General features: G+C 59.7%; 16 protein-coding genes. 14 read left to right on the plus strand and 2 right to left on the minus strand.

All coding sequences use genetic code 11. The features are described 5' to 3' along the window. Positions 1–17 precede the first annotated feature (17 nt). Positions 18–908, minus strand: a complete 891-nt coding sequence (locus ABIZ35_RS14365; RefSeq protein ID WP_348220604.1) for a DUF1559 domain-containing protein — start codon at positions 906–908, stop codon at positions 18–20. A gap of 591 nt (positions 909–1,499) precedes the next feature. After that, on the minus strand, positions 1,500–2,108 hold the full coding sequence (locus ABIZ35_RS14370) for a hypothetical protein (RefSeq protein WP_348220605.1): 609 nt from the start codon (positions 2,106–2,108) through the stop codon (positions 1,500–1,502). 165 nt (positions 2,109–2,273) lie between these two features. Between ABIZ35_RS14370 and ABIZ35_RS14375 the strand changes: the two genes are divergently transcribed. From ABIZ35_RS14375 to ABIZ35_RS14440, 14 genes are all read left to right on the plus strand, one after another. Next, complete coding sequence (locus ABIZ35_RS14375) at positions 2,274–3,125, plus strand: sugar phosphate isomerase/epimerase (RefSeq protein WP_348220606.1); 852 nt, start codon at positions 2,274–2,276, stop codon at positions 3,123–3,125. 40 nt (positions 3,126–3,165) lie between these two features. Next, positions 3,166–4,785, plus strand: a complete 1,620-nt coding sequence (locus ABIZ35_RS14380; RefSeq protein WP_348220607.1) for a peptidylprolyl isomerase — start codon at positions 3,166–3,168, stop codon at positions 4,783–4,785. A 4-nt stretch (positions 4,786–4,789) separates the two neighbouring features. Beyond that, on the plus strand, positions 4,790–5,656 hold the full coding sequence (rsmI, locus tag ABIZ35_RS14385; protein WP_348220608.1) for a 16S rRNA (cytidine(1402)-2'-O)-methyltransferase: 867 nt from the start codon (positions 4,790–4,792) through the stop codon (positions 5,654–5,656). A 70-nt stretch (positions 5,657–5,726) separates the two neighbouring features. After that, the gene (locus tag ABIZ35_RS14390) at positions 5,727–6,098 is read left to right on the plus strand and encodes a hypothetical protein (protein ID WP_348220609.1); all 372 of its coding nucleotides are present in this window, start codon (positions 5,727–5,729) and stop codon (positions 6,096–6,098) included. Between the two features lie 615 nt (positions 6,099–6,713). Next, positions 6,714–7,142, plus strand: coding sequence for a division/cell wall cluster transcriptional repressor MraZ (mraZ, locus tag ABIZ35_RS14395; RefSeq protein ID WP_348220610.1), 429 nt, complete (start codon positions 6,714–6,716; stop codon positions 7,140–7,142). Continuing rightward, a complete protein-coding gene (rsmH, locus tag ABIZ35_RS14400) occupies positions 7,142–8,077 on the plus strand; it encodes a 16S rRNA (cytosine(1402)-N(4))-methyltransferase RsmH (RefSeq protein ID WP_348220611.1) in 936 nt (311 codons plus the stop codon). Before mraZ ends, rsmH begins: the two co-directional genes overlap by 1 nt. Positions 8,078–8,138: 61 nt before the next feature. Continuing rightward, positions 8,139–8,690, plus strand: a complete 552-nt coding sequence (locus ABIZ35_RS14405; protein ID WP_348220612.1) for a hypothetical protein — start codon at positions 8,139–8,141, stop codon at positions 8,688–8,690. Then, positions 8,644–10,530, plus strand: coding sequence for a penicillin-binding protein 2 (locus ABIZ35_RS14410; RefSeq protein WP_348220613.1), 1,887 nt, complete (start codon positions 8,644–8,646; stop codon positions 10,528–10,530). Before ABIZ35_RS14405 ends, ABIZ35_RS14410 begins: the two co-directional genes overlap by 47 nt. 56 nt (positions 10,531–10,586) lie before the next feature. Further along, positions 10,587–12,149, plus strand: coding sequence for a UDP-N-acetylmuramoyl-L-alanyl-D-glutamate--2,6-diaminopimelate ligase (locus ABIZ35_RS14415; protein WP_348220614.1), 1,563 nt, complete (start codon positions 10,587–10,589; stop codon positions 12,147–12,149). Then, positions 12,140–13,504 (plus strand): UDP-N-acetylmuramoyl-tripeptide--D-alanyl-D-alanine ligase, encoded by a 1,365-nt coding sequence (murF, locus tag ABIZ35_RS14420; RefSeq protein WP_348220615.1) that lies wholly within the window; start codon positions 12,140–12,142, stop codon positions 13,502–13,504. Before ABIZ35_RS14415 ends, murF begins: the two co-directional genes overlap by 10 nt. Beyond that, positions 13,497–14,528 (plus strand): phospho-N-acetylmuramoyl-pentapeptide-transferase, encoded by a 1,032-nt coding sequence (mraY, locus tag ABIZ35_RS14425; protein WP_348220616.1) that lies wholly within the window; start codon positions 13,497–13,499, stop codon positions 14,526–14,528. The genes murF and mraY overlap by 8 nt, the downstream gene beginning before the upstream one ends. A gap of 188 nt (positions 14,529–14,716) precedes the next feature. Then, complete coding sequence (murD, locus tag ABIZ35_RS14430; RefSeq protein WP_348220617.1) at positions 14,717–16,048, plus strand: UDP-N-acetylmuramoyl-L-alanine--D-glutamate ligase; 1,332 nt, start codon at positions 14,717–14,719, stop codon at positions 16,046–16,048. Beyond that, complete coding sequence (gene ftsW / locus ABIZ35_RS14435) at positions 16,048–17,418, plus strand: putative lipid II flippase FtsW (RefSeq protein ID WP_348220618.1); 1,371 nt, start codon at positions 16,048–16,050, stop codon at positions 17,416–17,418. Before murD ends, ftsW begins: the two co-directional genes overlap by 1 nt. Further along, positions 17,415–18,605, plus strand: coding sequence for a UDP-N-acetylglucosamine--N-acetylmuramyl-(pentapeptide) pyrophosphoryl-undecaprenol N-acetylglucosamine transferase (locus ABIZ35_RS14440; protein ID WP_348220619.1), 1,191 nt, complete (start codon positions 17,415–17,417; stop codon positions 18,603–18,605). The genes ftsW and ABIZ35_RS14440 overlap by 4 nt, the downstream gene beginning before the upstream one ends. Positions 18,606–18,669 lie beyond the last annotated feature (64 nt).

Here is an 18,669-nt window from a genome sequence, read left to right on the forward strand (position 1 = left end):
GTGACCGTTGAGATTTGTTACTTCCATTCCGGGATATTGCCGACGGAAGCGGCGTCACTGGCCTGCTGTGCCGCATAAGCATTTGGGCCGTATGCGTCCCAGTAGTCCTGGGTGATCGAAGCCGCCGGTCTCATCGATTTGACATGGCCGTCGAAGAACAGGAAGTTCGTCATTCCGCCTCCATGGCCCTGAATGCAGGAGGTGGAAGTGCCGCCCTGCGGAATACCGCTGGAGGTACAGCCGTAACCCAAATAGATGGGAGCAGTGTCGGGGAACATGACACGCGTCTCCGCCATCATGATCGTCCCTGCGGGTTTGTCGAGCATGGAAATCGCGCCCGAATTTTTATCGCAGCTGCCATCTCCGACGCATGGCCAGAACCGGCCACCGTTACCCGTGTTGCCGGTTTCATTAAGACCCGCCCATCCGTTAACAGCATAAGAGCGGGGAAACCGTGTTGTTTCATCCCCACCGGCGCCCCCGGTAAAGCTGGGATTGTTGATACCCCACCAGACAGGAGATTGGTCGGACCAAACGGAGGTATTATCCGGGCAGACAAATACTCCGCCTGTGCTATGGGTGGTGTAAGGCTGACCATTGTTGTAAGCCATTCCTCCGTTTTTCACGTAGGGATAGATGCCGTCCTTCCAGGTCAGGTTTTTTGCGGAAAAGTCCCCGGCGACAAACACGCGGTTGAAAGGACCCTTCTCATCGTAGTCTTGGAAATACTGCATGAATCCCAGTCCCAACTGCTTCTGATTTGAGAGGCAGGAGATCATGCGCGCCTTTTCTCTCGCTTGTGCAAAGACCGGGAATAGGATTGCAGCCAGAATCGCAATGATAGCGATAACGACGAGCAATTCGATTAGAGTAAAACCGGCAGTCGAATTGGATTTTTTACGAAACATCTTTTTTATTTCTCCCCATTGATTTTATACCAGGTCAAACCAGGTTTGCCAAATAGTAACTTAGCAGCAGCAATTCAAAACGTAACGATCAGACGATAATATATAGATTGCTATTCATGCGAATATATAAAAACTCTTACTTGCGAATATGATAGATGAGCCCTCCTTTAGCCATGATGCCTTCCGTGAGACCATAAGAGGACAAACGGTCTGTATTCGATGATCTAAACGATTTTTGTGCGTACCAAAACAAAAAATCGACTGTAATCGTATTCATAAGGAATACTTGGATATATTCATAACGAAACAATACAATTCATATCTAAATGTATCGTAATCTCGTCACTTCTTATGTCTCATATATTAGCATGGAGGGAGCCATCTGTCAAGTAAAATTTCTTTTGCCTTGGCTCCATATTTGATTTATGGACCGTGCATTTTATATTTTGGACCACTATGGGCACAAAGACAGAGGACTGCCCATCTGGGAGAGGTATGGATTGGGCCTGGTTTGATTGATGGGATGGAGTGATAATGACGAAGGCGCGCACGCCCACAGCATTCCGGCTGTGGGCGTTCATATTCTGAGTTTTATTTGATCTGGCGCGTGGCGTCCAGTGCGTCGTCCGTGGAATCGGGATGGCGCTGCGCGATGGGGATACGCTCAGGGAAGGCTTCGTTCGGGGCGCCTTGTACAACATTCACGCCGGGTTCCGAGGCGCGGGCGAGGGCTTCTTCGGAGTCGAACTTGCCGTTGGTCTCATCCTCATCATCGTAATCGTCCAGTTCTTCGCCGTCGGCGACTGCGCGGCCTTGATATTGCAGTGCCTGGTCGGGGATTTCTTCGACTTGGAATCCATCGCGGCCAAGGTCTTGGGGTAGATGCGTTCCGAAACCGCGTGCGATGCCTTCGACGGTTCCCGTCTGGTCCGTGCCCCAGGCGCTTTCGTCCACGGCGCTGGAGTAACGGTCCGAGGGATCGTTGCCGGCGTCTTCGTCCGGATCCGTGGAGAGCATTTCGCTTTCAAAATCGCTTTCACCGCCGTCTGCGCCGCCGACGCTCTTTTCCGCCGGCGTCAGGAAGACGGCGTCGCCGGCGTGCGCCTCCACGATATCGCCGAGCGCTCCGACTTGCGCGGTGTCTTCATCGAACAACTCATGGTGGATTTTATTATGTTTGTCTAGTCTTGGATCGCTCATTTTGAAGCCGTTTGCTCCCTTCATGCTTTCCTGCAATTGTACCCAAGCGCCGTAAGTTGACAAACACCTCCCTTTCGGCTAAAATTAGGAGTTTTTACGGGCGCGCTTTCCGTGATCAAAGACGCTGAAGCCCCGAACACAGCAGTCGTGGACGGAGGGAAAGAAATGAAGCTGGCAGTCCTTACGGATGAAATTGACAACGATCTGGGCCATGCGCTGGAAGTGATGGCCGAGTACGGCGTCACAGGCGTGGAGCTGCGGCAGATTTGGGATAAGAACATCGTGGATGCGCCGGAGGATTACTGGCGCCGAGCCAAGGATCTGATCGACGCACGCGGCATGCATGTGGTCGGAATCGCTTCTCCATTCTATAAATGCGACCTCCCGGGCGAGGAAGTCGATGGGCCTCTCGGCGCCATGCACAGCGCTTCGGCGCGCGGCCTGGGCGATCAGATCAGCGTGCTGGAGCGTGCGATTGCGGCCGCGAAGTTCTTCGATACCAACCTGATCCGTGTGTTTTCTTTCTGGAAGCGCGGAACGCTGACACCGATGGTGGAAGACTTGATTGTCGACGCGTTCTCCGAGCCGGTGGCGCTTGCGGAGCGCGAGGGCGTCATTCTTGGCCTGGAAAACGAGCACTCGTGCTATCTTGGAACCGGCGCGCAGACCGCGCGCGTATTGGAAGAGATCGGTTCGAAATCGCTGCGCTCGATTTGGGATCCAGGCAACGCCTTCTTTGACGGCGAAAAGCCCTTCCCGACTGGATACGAATCGATCAAGGACTTCATCGTGCACGTGCATGTAAAGGACGCCTTTGTTCCCACGGGGAAACTGACGCCTTCGTGGACCGTCGTGGGCGAAGGCGCGATCGATTGGGCCGGTCAGGTGCAAGCCCTGCGCGACTCTGGCTACGAGGGATATCTCTCGCTGGAAACGCATTATGAAGATGGAACGAAGGAAGCGGCGTCTCGCAAGTGCCTGGAAGGCTTGATCAAGCTTCTGGGACCGAATCATTAATCTCGAATAGGCGGCGATGCCTGAAGTAGGAAGAATAAAGATGTCTTTGAATACGATGCGCGAGTCGTTTAAGCGCACGGGCCCGTGGGTGATGGGGGCCGTCACCTTGGCGATGGTGATAACGACTTTCAGCGGTTTCGGAAACAATAATCGTGCGATCTCCTCGGACGCCTCTAACGATGATGATGTTGTCGCGACCGTCAACGGTCTTGAGGTCAAGCAGTCCGAGTACGATAAGCAAATTGACAACCTTCGTCAGCAGCAGGTGATGATGGGACAGCCCGCCAGCATCATGCAGGACGGCATTATGGGTGTCCAAAGCTTTGAGCAGCTTGCGCAGGCCAAGATTGAGATGCAGGCGGCGGAAAAGCAGGGGCTGACGGTTTCAGACGACGAAGTGACGAAGGAACTGGAAGAGCGCGCCACGCAGCTCGACGTCCGCACGAAGCTTGGGCTTTCCAAAACTGCCACCCTGTCGGAGATCGACGCCGCGTTCGCCAAGAACGGCGGCCCAACGTTTACTCAGCGAATGGACAAAGACGCCGTGCGCCAGTCCATTCTTCTGAAAAAGCTCCAGGATAAGGTTAAAAAGCAGGCTCCCGTCACCGAGCAGGATGTCCGCAACTCCTACCGCCAGTATCACACCCGCCATATTCTGGTCGACAATAAAAAGCGCAGCGACGAGCAGGCGCAAAAGCAGGCGCAGGAAATTTTGGCGAAGGCCAAGGCGCCCGGCGCCGATTTCGGCGCACTCGCCAAGCAGTACACGGATGATACGGCGTCCAAATCCAGCGGCGGTGATGATGGCTGGATCGACCAAAACAAAAATTACGTGGAAGAGTTCAAGAAGGCGGCGTTCTCGCTGCAACCGGGTCAAGTGACGCCGGATCTGGTGAAGTCGCCTCAGTTTGGATACTTCATTATCAAGCTCGACGGTGTTCGGGATAACGTCCCGAAGGATTTCGACAAGAAGAAAACGGAATTGATCGCTCAGTACACGCAGACCCAGCAGGACAAGGCGTGGCAGGATTATGAAAAGACACTGAGAGACGATCCTACCGTCAAGTATACGTTCAACGATCCTGCGCTGGAGGGCGGCCATACCCTGGCGCGCCTGAGCAGCGCCAAGGATCAGGCCGGGCGCGATGCGATGATGAAGGAAGCGATGGCCGACTACAAAAAGGCCCTCGCCAAAGATCCGAAAGGCGCGCGCGCATCGGGGATCAACGTACTTTTGGGCCAGATCGCCTCGCAGATGAAACAGAACAAGGACGCCATCGCATACTACACTGCGGCGCTGGCGACCTCGGATGACGCGCAGCTTCACATGGCTCTGGGTCAGGCGTACATGGAAGACAAGAACAACGATAAAGCTGTGGAGCAGTTCCAGGCGGCGTCGAAGCAAGCGTGGGACGATCAGCAGGTCCACCAGATGCTCATGGGCAGCTACCTGCAAATGAAGCGGATGGACCTGGTCGCTCAGGAGCAGAAGTGGATGACGGATTATCAGAAGAGCCATCCGCAGCCCGCAATGAACCTCGGCGGTCCCGGTGCTCCTGGCGGTACGCCCATCACCGTCCAGTCGCCGTCGGGCGGTCCCGCCGGTAAGATCCACGTGGGCGGCGCCCCGGCTGCTCCCGCACCGAAGCCGGCGCAGTAACGCCTTGCCAGGAACTCTCTACATCGTCGCGACCCCGATCGGCAACCTTGAGGACATTACCCTGCGCGCCCTGCGCATTCTTAAGGAAGCCGATCTGGTCGCCGCCGAAGACACCCGCCACACCCTCAAGCTGCTCGCGCACTTTGAGATCACAACCCCACTGATCTCCTTCCACCAGCACAGCGACACGGACCGCGCGGACCACCTCGTTTACAAAATAGCCGAGGAAGGCAAGTCAGTCGCCTTGGTGACCGACGCCGGCACCCCCGGAGTTTCCGATCCCGGTGTCGAACTTGTCCGCGCCGCCATTGCGGCCGGCGTGACCGTCGTTCCCATCCCCGGCGCCAGCGCCGTTCTTTCCGCCTTAGTTGGAAGCGGTCTGCCCCCGGCCCGTTTTGCTTTCGAAGGCTTTCTCCCGCGCACGAAATCCGACCGGCGTGAAAAGCTCGCCGCCTTCGCCGCCGAAGAAACGCGGACCCTCGTTTTTTATGAAGCGCCGAACCGAACCCGCGAGACCCTCACGGACATGCGAGATATCTTCGGCGCGGACCGGCCCGCCGCCGTGGGGCGCGAGCTGACGAAGAAGTTCGAAGAGTTCGTCCGCGGTCCGCTCGGGGATGTTCTGGCGCACTTCACCAAAAACGAAGCGCGGGGTGAGATCACCATCGTCGTCGCCGGCCGGGACGCCGCCACGGTAACCGCCCCGGATGAGATCGAGCTGTCTCCCGAAGAGCGGATGCTCGCGGCTTTGCGGGCGTGTTTGGAAGCCGGCGTCAGCGAGCGGGACGCCGTCCGTCAGGTCAGCATGGATTTGAAACTCTCAAAGCGCGATGTCTACGCTGCCGCGCTCGCCCTCAAAAACGAAGCGTGAGTGTGCTATAATATGGGCGGGATGGAGAGATACTCTCCGTCAAAACTTTTTGCAGGAGAAACAAGCGCGCATGGAGCGAAAGTTACACCAGGAGCCAGTTTACGATATTGAGGCGCTGCGGGCCAAGGCGGATTCGTGGAAGGGGCGCAACGCCAGTCACGCCGTTGTGGAGTGGAGCACGGGCACCGGACCGACGATTTTTGTCTTTCCTGAGGGCGAGCGCCGCTTCGGCGTGAAGTGGACCGCCGCCGTGGAGACTGCCAACTACAACGAACTGTACGCCGACTATATCGAGCAGAAGCTTCTGCCGATCGTCACGGAAGCTGTCCGCGCTCGCGGTTTGGAAGTCACCGTGCGATGCGTCGATCTTCAGCCGCTCCAGGTTCAGCGCCAGCGGCGCCGCCAGATCGAACGCGCGCAGCACGCCGTCTCCCATCACTAACCCAAGACAAGCTCCAAAGTTCAAGGCCCTTTCCCAGCAAATGGGGGAGGGCCTTTTGCATTGCGTCGATAATCCCCGTTTCGTTGAAAATTTAATTTTTTTTAATCTTCTTAACAATTTGTCTCAACGAAACCGATTCGCGAGACATGGCGTCATTTTTCCTGGCGACCGGGCTTGCAATTACGCATACGCACTGATTTTTGTGGCGAAAATTTCACTTCGATTTTCATTTGCCTGCCTGCTTTAAAAGTAAATAACACGATCCCCTTGCGAGGGGGCAAACATTTCACTCTTAGCTGGGAAGGAATTTCGAAGCATCACACTTCTTGTCATACATAGCAGAAATCGTTTGAGGCGTGACGGTGGTGGCGCGTCCCAATTTTATAATTTCGCTGTAGCAACGCGCCATGAAAATAAAATCGTTCTGCATATGGGCGTCATTCGCATAATTTATCAATATCTAGTGGAGAACATATGTGCGTAAAACGAAATGTAGCTAAAATTTGCCCCCAATATCTTGAAAAATATTTCTGAACACGCCTTGACAATTTTCCTTGATATACCGTATGATTGTGACGAAAGTGGTGGGAAGTGGTGACTTAGTGGAGGATTGTGGTGTTTCAGGGGGAATTTGACCATAGCGTCGATGATAAAGGACGCGTGATCATTCCGACCAGGTTTCGATCTTCCCTGGGCGAACGCTTCTACATGACTAAGGGAGTCGGCGGCTGTATCTTCGTGTATACGGAAGCCGCATACAAACAGCTGAGCGATACGCTCAATAAGCAGCGCCAGCTCGACGAGCACACCATAAGGCTGCAGCGGTTTTTTACATCGACGGAGTCCAGCGTGGACGGGCAGGGGCGCGTCGCTATCCCAAGCAAACTGCGCGACTGGGCGAAAATCGGTGAACAGGGCGATGTTGTCATTGTCGGCGCGAGCGCCCGCATTGAAATCTGGGCGCGCATCGCCTGGGATAAGTACAACGAAGATTTGACCGATGAAATGATCAGCTTCTCGGCGCGTGAGGTCGGGATCGCTTAATGGACCTGCCGTACCATATTCCGGTTCTGCGCGACGCCGTCGTGGAGCTGATGGCCCCGGGGCCGGGCAAGATCTTTGTCGATGGAACCCTCGGCGCCGGCGGACACGCCGGCGCGGTGGCGGCGCATCTGGCCCCCGGCGGGCGGATGATCGGAATCGATCAGGACCCGGCGGCGCTCGCGGAAGCCGGACGAAACCTGGCGGAGTTTGGCGACATCGTGACGACGGTCCACGCGCGGTTCGATGAGATCCCGCAGGCTCTGGATCGGCTCGGAATTGATAAGATCGATGGCGCTTTATTCGACCTGGGCGTCTCCTCTCATCAATTAGATACGCCGGAACGCGGATTTTCGTTTAAAGATCCATCGGCAATTTTGGACATGCGTATGAATACGGCGCATGGAGGGCGGACGGCGGCGGATCTGCTGAACACGCTGGATGAGCGGGCGCTGACCACACTTATTCGTGACAACTCGGATGAGAAGTGGGCGTCCCGGATCGCACGTTTTGTCGTAGAGCGCCGGGCGGAAGAGCCTTATCTGACGGTGGGGCAACTGGTGGAGACCGTACATGCGGCCATCCCCGTGGCGGCCCGGCCACCCGATACGCACGCAGCGACCCGCACGTTTCAGTCGCTACGCATTGCTGTAAATAACGAATTGTCCATTCTCGGACATGCGCTGGAAAGCACAATAGACCGTCTCGGTAAAGACGGCGTGATCGCGGTGCTTTCCTATCACTCGCTCGAAGACAGAATCGTCAAGCAGTTATTCACGAGGCTCTCCGGGCGAGGAGCCGGCGAGGGACCGTATGGCCTGCGGCCTCCCGCAATCGTGGAGCTGGTGACGAAGAAGCCCGTAACGCCGTCCGCCGGCGAGATCAGCGCCAACCCGCGCGCGAGAAGCGCAAAACTACGGGTGGCTCGACGACTGTAAACCAATGCCGCTGACTGAAGAACAACCTGCCACGTTGGGACGGGGCGCCAGGGAGTACGCTATGCTGGAAACGCAAGTCGTGACAGTACCGCGCGATGTCACAGCGACGCCGCGGCGAGCGGAACGATCTTTATCCATGTCGCCGGTCGCCGCGCCGTCGCCTTATCGGACGGCGGAGCCAGCGCCCGCGATCTCCACACGCCCATCGCGGAAGCGCAATTCCACCGATCGCCTGCTGCGGTCGGAGGCTCGTCTGCTCATGGTCGCCGGCGCCGGCGCTACTATCTTCTGCGCGATCCTCGTGATCTACCTCGCCGCCTACGCCCGCGTCACCAATTTGGGTCTGGCGCAGTCGAGCGCCCGTGTCCATTTGCACCAGCTGAAGCAGGAGAATGAAACGCTGCGGGCGCAGCTCGCGCAGGTTCAAAATCCCGATCGCATCGTGGCGCACGCCACCACGCTCGGCATGATGACCAGCGCCAATCAAGTCTGCTACATTACGCGAGACGGCCAGGCTGTCCCGGCGAACACAAATATGGGCGAACGGCTCCCAGGGGTGACGAGCAGTGGCGCGAACTCAGTCAACATCGCATCAGCATCTTTCGGTCATTAGACCGCGCGCCATCGCGATCTTCGCGACGATCGCGGCGGCGAATCTTCTGTTAGCCGGACGTTTGTTTTACCTGCAAACGATCCGGCACTCATATTATGTGGAGCAGGCGGATTCCGTCCGGGTCAACAAAAACGATCTGCTGCCCAAGCGCGGGCAGATCTTGGACCGTAACGGCGATGTTCTGGCCATCAACGTTCCCGCCAAACAAATCTTCGCCGACCCCTGGGAAATCGAGGACCGCGCGGCGGCCGTCTCCGTGCTGGCGCCCATGCTTGGCATGGAGCCGGATCTCCTCGAACAGCGCCTCGACCCCGGTACGAACAAAAAACGCCATTATGTGCTGCTCATGCGCCACGCATCGCTGGAGCTGGGCGGCCAGATAAAAGCGCTGAAACTGCGCGGTGTCGGCGTCGGCCCCGACACGCGCCGCTCCTATCCGAACGGCGCGCTGGCCGCTCAGATGATTGGCTTCACCGACCGCGATTCCAAGGGCGTGGAGGGGCTGGAGCACAGCCAGGAATCCATGCTGGTGGGCGCAAAGGGCTCGATTACCGGCGAAGTCGATCCGCACGGACGCTTTATGCCTGGCACGATCATTCAGAAAGATCCCGAAAACGGGGCCGATCTGGTGCTGACAATCGACAAAGCTCTTCAGCACGCCGCCGATATGGAGCTGTCGGCCGCAGTAAAAGCGCACCACGCCAAGAGCGGGGTCGCGATCATCCTCGATCCGCGCAACGGCGAAATCCTTGCGCTGTCCAACGCTCCTACTTTCGATCCCAATCAGCCCAAGCCTCCGGGCCGTCTCACTCAGGAGCAGGGATTGGCGGCGGCGGCGCTCTGGCGAAACGGCGCTGTGTCGGATCTGTATGAACCCGGGTCCACTATGAAGACCATCACCGCGTCGGCGGTCCTTCAGAATAAAGGCCTCGATGTCATGCATGACCATGTCTACTGTAACGCCACCTGGCAGTACGGCGGGCACACCATTCATTGCGCTCCGGATCCACCGTACTATGGACATCACGGCTCGGAAGACCTGCGCGGCGTTCTCAAAGAATCGTGCAACATCGGTATGGCGCAATTTGGGTTAAAGATTGGCCCTGACAACCTGTACAAATATCTGCAATCGTTCGGGTTTTTCGAGTACGCGCACAGCGGGCTTCCGGGCGAGCAAAAATCATGGCTGAAGTCGCCCGATGAGTTCAACAAGTATACGGGAAGCGTCGGTTGGTCCAAGATCCAGTTCGCCAATATCTCGTTCGGACAGGGCATTTCGGTGACGCCTTTGCAAATGGCGACGGCGTACGGCGCGATTGCGAACAACGGCGTGATGATGCGTCCCCATATCATCAAAGCGACACGCAAGGGCGATGTCGAGACCCTGATCGCGCCGGAACTAATTCGGCAAGTGGTCGATCCCAAGACGGCGGAAGCAACCCGCTCCATGCTCGGCACGGTCGTACAGGAAGGTACGGGCAAGCCCGCGCAAATCGCCGGATTCAGCGTCGGCGGCAAGACGGGGTCCGCGCAGGTATCGGGGCCGCACGGCTACGAAAACGGCCATTATGTCGCTTCATTCATCGGCATGGTTCCGCTGTCCAAGCCTCGCCTGGTGATCCTCTGCGCCGTTTTCGAGCCGCAGGGCGTGCACTGGGGCGCCGCCGTGGCCGCGCCGGTCGTGCACAACCTGGCGAAGACCGCCGTCCTGCAAATGCACCTGACGCCTGATGCGCCGGAACTCGTGGACTGGGCGGACCATCACAAGAAGAAGGTCGCTCCGTCGCACGTCTCCATCGATTCCATCGGCGTTTCGTCGATCGCCACGCCGGAAGATTAGATGCGGTGAATGACCAAACCGCTGGGATATTCAATCCGTGGGTATAAACCCCGGAGATGAACAGAATTATTGAACGATCGATCACGGGAATCATGACATTAAAGACACTCAGCGAAATGGCCGCGCTTTTGCCGGACAGCCAGCGATATGGCGAGGATGTGGAGATCGCCGGGCTTGCCTACGACTCGCGTCAGGTAGTTCCCGGCGCTTTGTTTGTCGCGCTCGCGGGCGCGAAGAGCGACGGGCATGATTTCATCGCCGAGGCGCTGGGGCGCGGCGCCGCCGCGCTGGCGATCAACAGCGACCGCACCGCCTGGTATGGCGAGGCGGGCGTTCCCGTCATCGCCGTGTCGGACACGCGCGCGGCGCTTCCAGTTCTCGCCGCTCACTTTTATGACGCGCCCTCCCGGCAATTGCAGCTGGTCGGCGTGACGGGCACGAACGGCAAGACGACCACGGCGCATATGATCGAAAGCATCTTTCGGATCATCGGCGACCGCACCGGCATGATCGGAACCCTGGGCGGTGTGATCAACGGCAAGCCCGTGGCGCTGGAGCGAACGACTCCAGAGTCCGCTGATCTGCAGCGGATGTTTGCCGAAATGGTGGAGCAGGGCGTCCGCCGTGTCGTCATGGAAGTTTCCTCGGAAGGGGCGCAGCAGGGCCGCACCACGGGGTGCGCCTTTGATATCGGCGTCTTCACCAATCTGACCCAGGATCATCTTAACACCCATGGCACGATGGAGGCGTATTTCGAGCAGAAGCTGCGTCTTTTCACGGAATATCCCGACGCGTTTCCGGAAAAAACGTTTATCGGGGTCGTGAACGGCGACGATGGGTACGGCCAAAGGATCATCGCGGCGCTGGAAGCGGCAGGCAGATCTGTCCTGCGCTACTCCATGGACGATGAGAGCGCGACGATCCGCGCCCGCATCCACGAGGTGAATCCGAGTGGGACGCAGTTCGACATTCTCTATCAGCCGCCGGTGGGAAGCACGGTGATCATTCCGGTCAGCCTGCGCCTGGGCGGTCTCTTCAACGTGCAGAATGCCCTGGCGGCGGCCGGCGCGGCTCTGGCGGCGCGCGTGCCTCCCGTGGCGATCCAGAATGGTCTTGAGGCGCTAAGCGGCGTTCCCGGACGCTTTGAGACGGTGGAAACGGGCGATCGCGGCTTCCATGTGATTGTCGATTACGCGCATACGCCTGATGGTTTGCAGCGCGTGCTGGAGTCGGCGCGCGCGCTGAATCCAGTGCGCCTCATCAGCGTCTTCGGCTGCGGCGGCGATCGAGATCCCAAGAAGCGTCCGATCATGGGAGAAATCTCCGCCGAGATTGCGGACATCACGATCGTCACCAGCGACAATCCGCGCACGGAAAACCCCGACGCCATTCTCGCGGAGATCCTGACGGGCATCCCCGGCGGCGTGGACGGCGCGCGTGTGTTCGCCCAGGTCGACAGGCGGCTGGCGATCGAACAGGCGCTGTGCGAGGTCGCTCAGCCGGGCGACTTGGTCGTGATTGCCGGCAAGGGACATGAGAGCGGACAGCAGTTCGCCCATCACAAAATTCCGTTTGACGACCGTCAGGTGGCGCGCGAGGTGCTGGCCCAATGCAGCTGACCTTCACGGAAGTCGCGGGGGCGCTGACGCCGGTCGCGACGCTTCATGAACCTCAGGAGCCGTTGTCGTTCTTCGGGGTCTCGGCCGACACACGAACGCTGCAGCCGGGCGATCTGTTTGTGGCGCTGGTGAGCGAAAAGGCCGACGGTCACGCACACGCCGCCCGCGCGGAAGAATTGGGCGCCGCCGCCATGGTCGTCGCGCGAGCGATTGATGAGAGTACGCTGCCCCAGATTGTGGTCGCGGACACGGAGATCGCGTACGGCCAAATCGCGCGTCTGTGGCGCGATCGTTTTGACATTCCGGTCGTCGCCGTCACGGGAAGCGTCGGTAAAACGACCACCAAGGAGATGCTCTTCGCGGCGCTTGCGCCGCTCGGGCTTGTCTTGAAAACGCAGGCGAGCCAGAACAACGAAACCGGCGTCCCCAAGGCGCTGCTGCAATTAACGCCCGAACACAAGGCGGCGATTGTCGAGATGGGGATGCGCGGCGCCGGGCAAATCGATTATCTATGCCAAATCGCGAACCCGACGGCGGGCTTGATCACCGTGATCGCCGACAACCACCGCGAACTGCTGGGCTCGCGCGAAGCGATCGCCGACGCCAAGGGTGAACTTGCGGATTATGTTCCGGCCAATGGATTTCTCGTACTAAACTTTGACGATCCCTTCTTTGAGCGCCTGAAAGCGAAGTCCAAAGCGCGCATCGTCAGCTATGGCTTCGGTGATGGGGCGGATATCCGCGCGACCGACGCGCAATTCGAAGATGGAACATGGCGTGTCACAATCGGCGTCACACCTGTGACAGTCCCAAGCCCGTCACGCCACGATATCGGCAACGCCCTTGCGGCCTACGCTGTCGGCGTGACGCTGGGGATTGCGCCGGAAGATGTCGCGAAGGCTTTGGCGAACTATGCGCCGCCGCCGATGCGTATGGAAGTGGTGACGCTGCCCGCCCAAGGGATCACGGTCCTGAACGACAGTTACAATGCCGCGCCGGCGTCGGTGCGCAGCGCTCTGGAAACGCTGACTTCCTACGGCTCCGGCCGAAAGATCGCGTTTTTGGGCGATATGAAAGAATTGGGCGACGTGTCGAAAGAAGCGCACATCGGGTTGGGAGCAGCGATTTCGGAACTGGGCGGCATAGACGCGCTCTTTACCGTGGGTGAGCTTGCGGCGGACATCGCCGGCGCGCAGCGCCGCTTCGCCGACAGCGCGGAAGCTTCGGCCTACGCATTGAATGAGTTTGCGTGGCGCTCCGGCGACGTCGTGCTGGTGAAGGGATCACGCGCGATGGCGATGGAAAAGATCGCCGCCGCGATCCAAAATCTGGAAACGGCGGCGCCCCATGCTTAACTCGCCGTTATCCCCGCAGAATTTGATCGCCCTGCTGGTCGCGTTTTTCGTTGTCGTCGTGACCGGCCCGCGCGTGATTGGGTGGCTGCACAAATTGAAGTTCGGGCAGAACATCAATTCCGACGCGCCGAGTACGCATGCGAAGAAGCAGGGGACGCCGACTATGGGCGGCGTCATGATCGTGATCGGCGTCGTGGTCTCGCTGATCGTTTCACTGCCGCTGGGCCGTGCGCCGCATCCGCTAGGGGCGGAACTCTTGGCGGTGGTGCTGGTCTTTCTCGGCCACGCGGCGATCGGTTTTCTGGATGATTATCTGAGCGTCAAGCGCGGGAAATCGCTAGGGCTGAAGGCCAGGCACAAGCTGGCCTGGCAGTTTATCGTCGCCAGCGGCTTCGTTCTCTGGCTGTATCTGACTGCCCGACCGGGGGTGACCACAGAAGTGGTGCTTTGGCCCGGGCATTTGTTCGATTTTGGCTATGTCTACTACCCGATCGCGCTGCTGCTGATCATGGGCCTGTCGAATGCAACCAACTTAACGGATGGTCTGGATGGTCTGCTCAGCGGCCTCACGATGTTTGCGGCGCTCGGGATTTCGTGGACCATCTACACCTTGTCACCCGGATTCGAGCAATTGCCCTGGTTTGGCCATGCGCTCGCGGGCGCGTGTCTCGGTTTCCTCTGGTTCAATGCGCATCCCGCCAAAGTGTTCATGGGGGATACCGGATCGCTCGCCATCGGCGCGTCGCTGACAGCCATGGCGATCGTCGGCAAACAGGAGATCCTGCTGCTGGTGTTTAGTCTCGTCTTCCTGGCGGAGCTGTTCAGCGTGATTATTCAAGTGGGCGTCGTGCGGTTTACGGGCGGCAAGGCGATCGGGCGCCGCGTGTTTCGCAGGACCCCGATCCATCATCACTTCGAGGAGATGAAATGGCCGGAAACGGTCGTTGTCGCCCGGTTCTGGATCGTGGGTGTTCTCGCACTGGCCGTCGGACTGCTGCTCGCGCCACACTTTGCGACTTGGTGACCTACCCCGGCGCTTCGCGCCACCCCTCCCTTGAAGCAGGGAAGGGTTGGAAAGAGACTCTCGGATGAAAGCCGCCTGCAACGATAAATCCTAACGACCCTTCCCTGCTTCAAGGGAGGGGTGGCGCGAAGCGCCGGGGTGGGTTACGACGGGAGAAGGGGCTGGGGGCCGAGTCTTTAAACGGATTTATGAGAAAAGATTTTGCGGGAAAGACAATCGCCGTGCTCGGCCTCGCGCGCAGCGGGATGGCGTGCGCGGAGGTGCTGACGGCGCTGGGCGCGACGGTGCGCCTCTACGACAGCAAGACGGAGTCTGAGCTTGTGGATGCTGTCCAGGCGGCGCGGGCGCTGGGGATTGAGCCGTGTTTGGGCGGCGTCGCGGTGGACTACGTGGAATTGGATTGTCTGATCACAAGCCCCGGTGTGCGTCGCGATGCGTCGGTGCTGCAAGAGGCCGTGCGCGCGGGTGTTCCCGTGTGGAGCGAGATCGAGGCGGCGTACCGGGTGGCGCGCGCGCCGATGCTGGCGATCACGGGCACCAATGGAAAGACGACGACGACGGCGCTGCTGGGCGAGATGGCTCGGGCGGCGGGGCGCATGACGTTTGTCGCGGGGAACATCGCCGCCGGCGAGATCGCAATGCCGCTGATCAAGGCGGCGTTCGAAGCCGCGCCGGAGGATGTGATCGTCGCGGAGATTTCGTCGTTTCAGCTGGAATGGATCGACACGTTTCAGCCGCGCGTCGCGGCGCTGCTGAACATCACGCCCGATCATGGCGATCGGCAGACGCCCGAGGAGTACGCGGCGGCGAAGTGGCGGATCTTTGAGAACCAGTCGGCGGGCGATACAGCGGTGCTGAACGCCTCGTTGCTCGGCGATCCGCGCGCGGAGCAGATCCAGGCCCGCGTGGAGCCGTTTGGTCGTGAGAATATCGCCGAGCGCCTTTCTGAGTTTGTCACAGTCTCCGAACTGAAATTGATCGGGACGCACAATCAGGAGAACGTTTTAGCGGCGGCGCTGATGGCGCGCGCATTCGGTCTGCCCGGGGATGCGATCCGCAAGGCGGCGGCCGAGTTTCGGGGCGTCGTGCATCGATTGGAGCCGGTGGCTGAGTTTGGCGGCGTGCGTTACATCAATAACTCGATGTGCACAAACGCCGACGCCTTCGCGCGCTCGCTGGAGGCGATCGAGCAGCCGAAGATCGTCATCATGGGCGGTGTGTTCAAGGGCGGCGAGCTGACGACGCTCGCGGAGGCCGTGCGGGCGAGCGATGTGCGGTCTGTCGTTCTGATCGGCCGTTCGGCGCCTCAGATCGATGATGCTTTGCAGAGTGTAGGTTACACGAAGACACATCGCGCGGAGAGTTTGCAGGCAGCGACAAATTTGGCGCGGGATTTGGCGCGGGCGGGGGACGTGGTCGTCCTCGCTCCGGCGTGCGCCTCGTTTGATATGTTCCGAGACTTCGAGGATCGGGGCGACCAGTTCAAGGAAGCCGTGCGGCGGCTGGAGCGGGAAGCGTAATGGATATCGCGAAGACAAAACCAGTTCTGGCCGGACCGTTCAAACAGCGGATGGATGTGATGCTGCTGCTGGTGACGATGATGCTCATCGGCCTCGGCATCGTCACCGTCTTCGACGCCTCCTATGCGCTGGCGATCGAGACACGCAACAGCGACGCCTTTTATTTTGTAAAGCGTCAGTCGCTATTCGCCGGGATCGGCGCGCTGGCGATGGTGCTGATGGCGTACATCCCATTCTGGCGCTGGCGCAAGAACGCCTTCCCGGTGCTCTGCTTCTGTGTCCTTTTGCTGATCGCGGTGTTTTTGCCCCACATTGGCCACGCCAAAAATGGCGCTCATCGATGGCTTGGTCCCGGCTCGCTGCTGTTTCAGCCGTCGGAGCTAGCGAAGCTGGCCTTGGTGATCTATCTGGCGCAGGTCTGCTCCGCCGGCCCCAAACTCATGCGCAACTTCAAGCTCGGCGTGCTGCCCCCGCTGATCGTGATGGCGGTTGTCTGCGGCCTGATCGCCAAGGAGCCAGATCTCGGCACGGCGATTGTGCTTTGCGGAACAGGACTGGTGATGCTGTTTGTCGCCGGCGCCCGCTTAAAACCCATGCTGTCCGTGCTTGGCGTGGTGGCGGTCGCCGTCACGGGGTACGTGGTGACTTCGCCGTATCGTATGAGCCGGCTCGCGTCCTTTATGAATCCGAAAGCGGATCAGTTCGGAGACGGCTACCAGGTATGGCATGCGCTGCTGGCGCTTGGCTCCGGCGGGTTGACTGGGGTGGGATTGGGCGAAGGCAAGGAGAAGTTCTTCCTGCCGATGGCGCCGACGGACTTCATCTTCGCCGTCATTGGTGAAGAATGGGGAATGATTGGAACGATTGCGTTTCTGATCATTTTTACCTTGCTCGGGGCGCGAGGATACTCGATCGCGCACGGCACGAAGGATTCCTTTGGCTCGCTGCTCGCGGTGGGGCTGACGACGCTGGTGTGTTTGCAATCGGTTATCAATATCGCTGTCGCAACCTCATCCATCCCCAACACCGGAGTGCCGCTGCCGTTTATCTCGTACGGCGGATCCTCATTGGTGCTGAATATGATCGGCATTGGTATTTTGCTGAATATCTCGAAATATCCCGAGGGGCGCGGCAAACCGGAAGAGCGCGCGCAGTCGCCGGGCGAAGAAGCCTTCGAGCGCCGCTGGGACCGGGCGCCTTACGCGCCGCGCATTACCCCGGAAACCCTCTCGGCGTATGGCCGGGACGCCTCGCGGACAAGCGCCAAGGCCGAAGCGGATCGCCGGCGTCCTCGCACCGGCCCCGCACCCGCGCCCAAGCGGGTGGACCGCGCCAAGAAGCGTCACGTGACGATTGACCGCGACGAATGACGACAACACCAGGCGCAATTAAGCGCGAACTGAGAATCTTAGTGACGGGCGGCGGGACCGGCGGGCATGTTGCGCCGGCCCTGGCGGTGATCCAAACGATCCGCAAGCAATCCGAGGGCGCGGACTGGACTCCGATCTTTCTTTATGTCGGCAGCGCCGCCGGTGTGGAGAAGGATCTGGCGGCGAGCGCGGGCGTACCCTTCGCGGGCGTCCAGAGCGGCAAGCTGCGGCGCGCCGCGCGCTGGTACGGCATGCTGTCATGGAAGAACCTGACGGATCTGTTTCGCATCCCGGTCGGCGTGGGGCAGGCGCTGGGTGAGGTGAGAAAGTTTCGGCCCGATGTCGTCTTCGCCACAGGCGGATATGTCAGCGTGCCGCCGGTGATCGCCGGCTGGTCGCTGCGCGCGCCCGTGCTCGCGCACGAGCAGACGGTGCAGGTCGGATTGGCGAACCAGATCAACGCGCGATTCTCACGGCGGATCGCGCTGAGCTTCGAGGGCGCTCTGGACGAACTGCCGCCGCGTATCCGCGCGCGCGCATTTGTCACCGGAAACCCGGTGCGCACGGTGATCTTTGGGGGCGACGCCGCGCGGGCGCGCGATCTTTGCGGATTCGATCCGGCGGACGATGCGTTGCCCACGGTGTATGTGACGGGAGGCGCGCGCGGCGCTCGCAAACTCAATCTCTCGCTGCTGGAGGCGCTGCCGTCGCTGCTGGACAAATGCCGCGTGATTCTTCAGTGCGGCCAGAACTCGGACTTCGAAACGGTGACGGCGCGCGTTCAGGAACTAAACGCTTCACAGGCTCGCCGTGTTTATGTGACGCAGTTTCTCGGAAGCGAGATCGGCGACATCTACGCCCTCGCGGATCTGGTGGTCGGCCGCAGCGGGGCCGGCACGGTCACGGAAGTCTCGGCGCTCGGGAAGCCGTCTTTGCTGATCCCTTTGGTGCCGACGGGCGGCGACGAGCAGAACCGCAATGCGCGGCGCTCGGTCGAGGCCGGAGCGGCCGTGATCCTGCCGAATGTGGATCTGGATGGGGAGCGTCTTTCGGCGGAGATTTTGGCGCTGATCGGCGACCGGGAGCGATTACGGACAATGGGGCAGGCGGCGCTGACCCTGGCGCGTCCGAATGCGGCGCGCGACCTTGCTGAAGCCGTCATCGGACTGGCTCGCGGGAGCGTTTGAAGGATATCAAAAGCATTTGAGTCGAATCCCTTTGTCAGGATTCGGGCCATTCGGGATCGTTGAA

This window comes from Capsulimonas sp., assembly GCF_039929585.1.
Classification (GTDB): Bacteria; Armatimonadota; Armatimonadia; order Armatimonadales; family Capsulimonadaceae; genus Capsulimonas.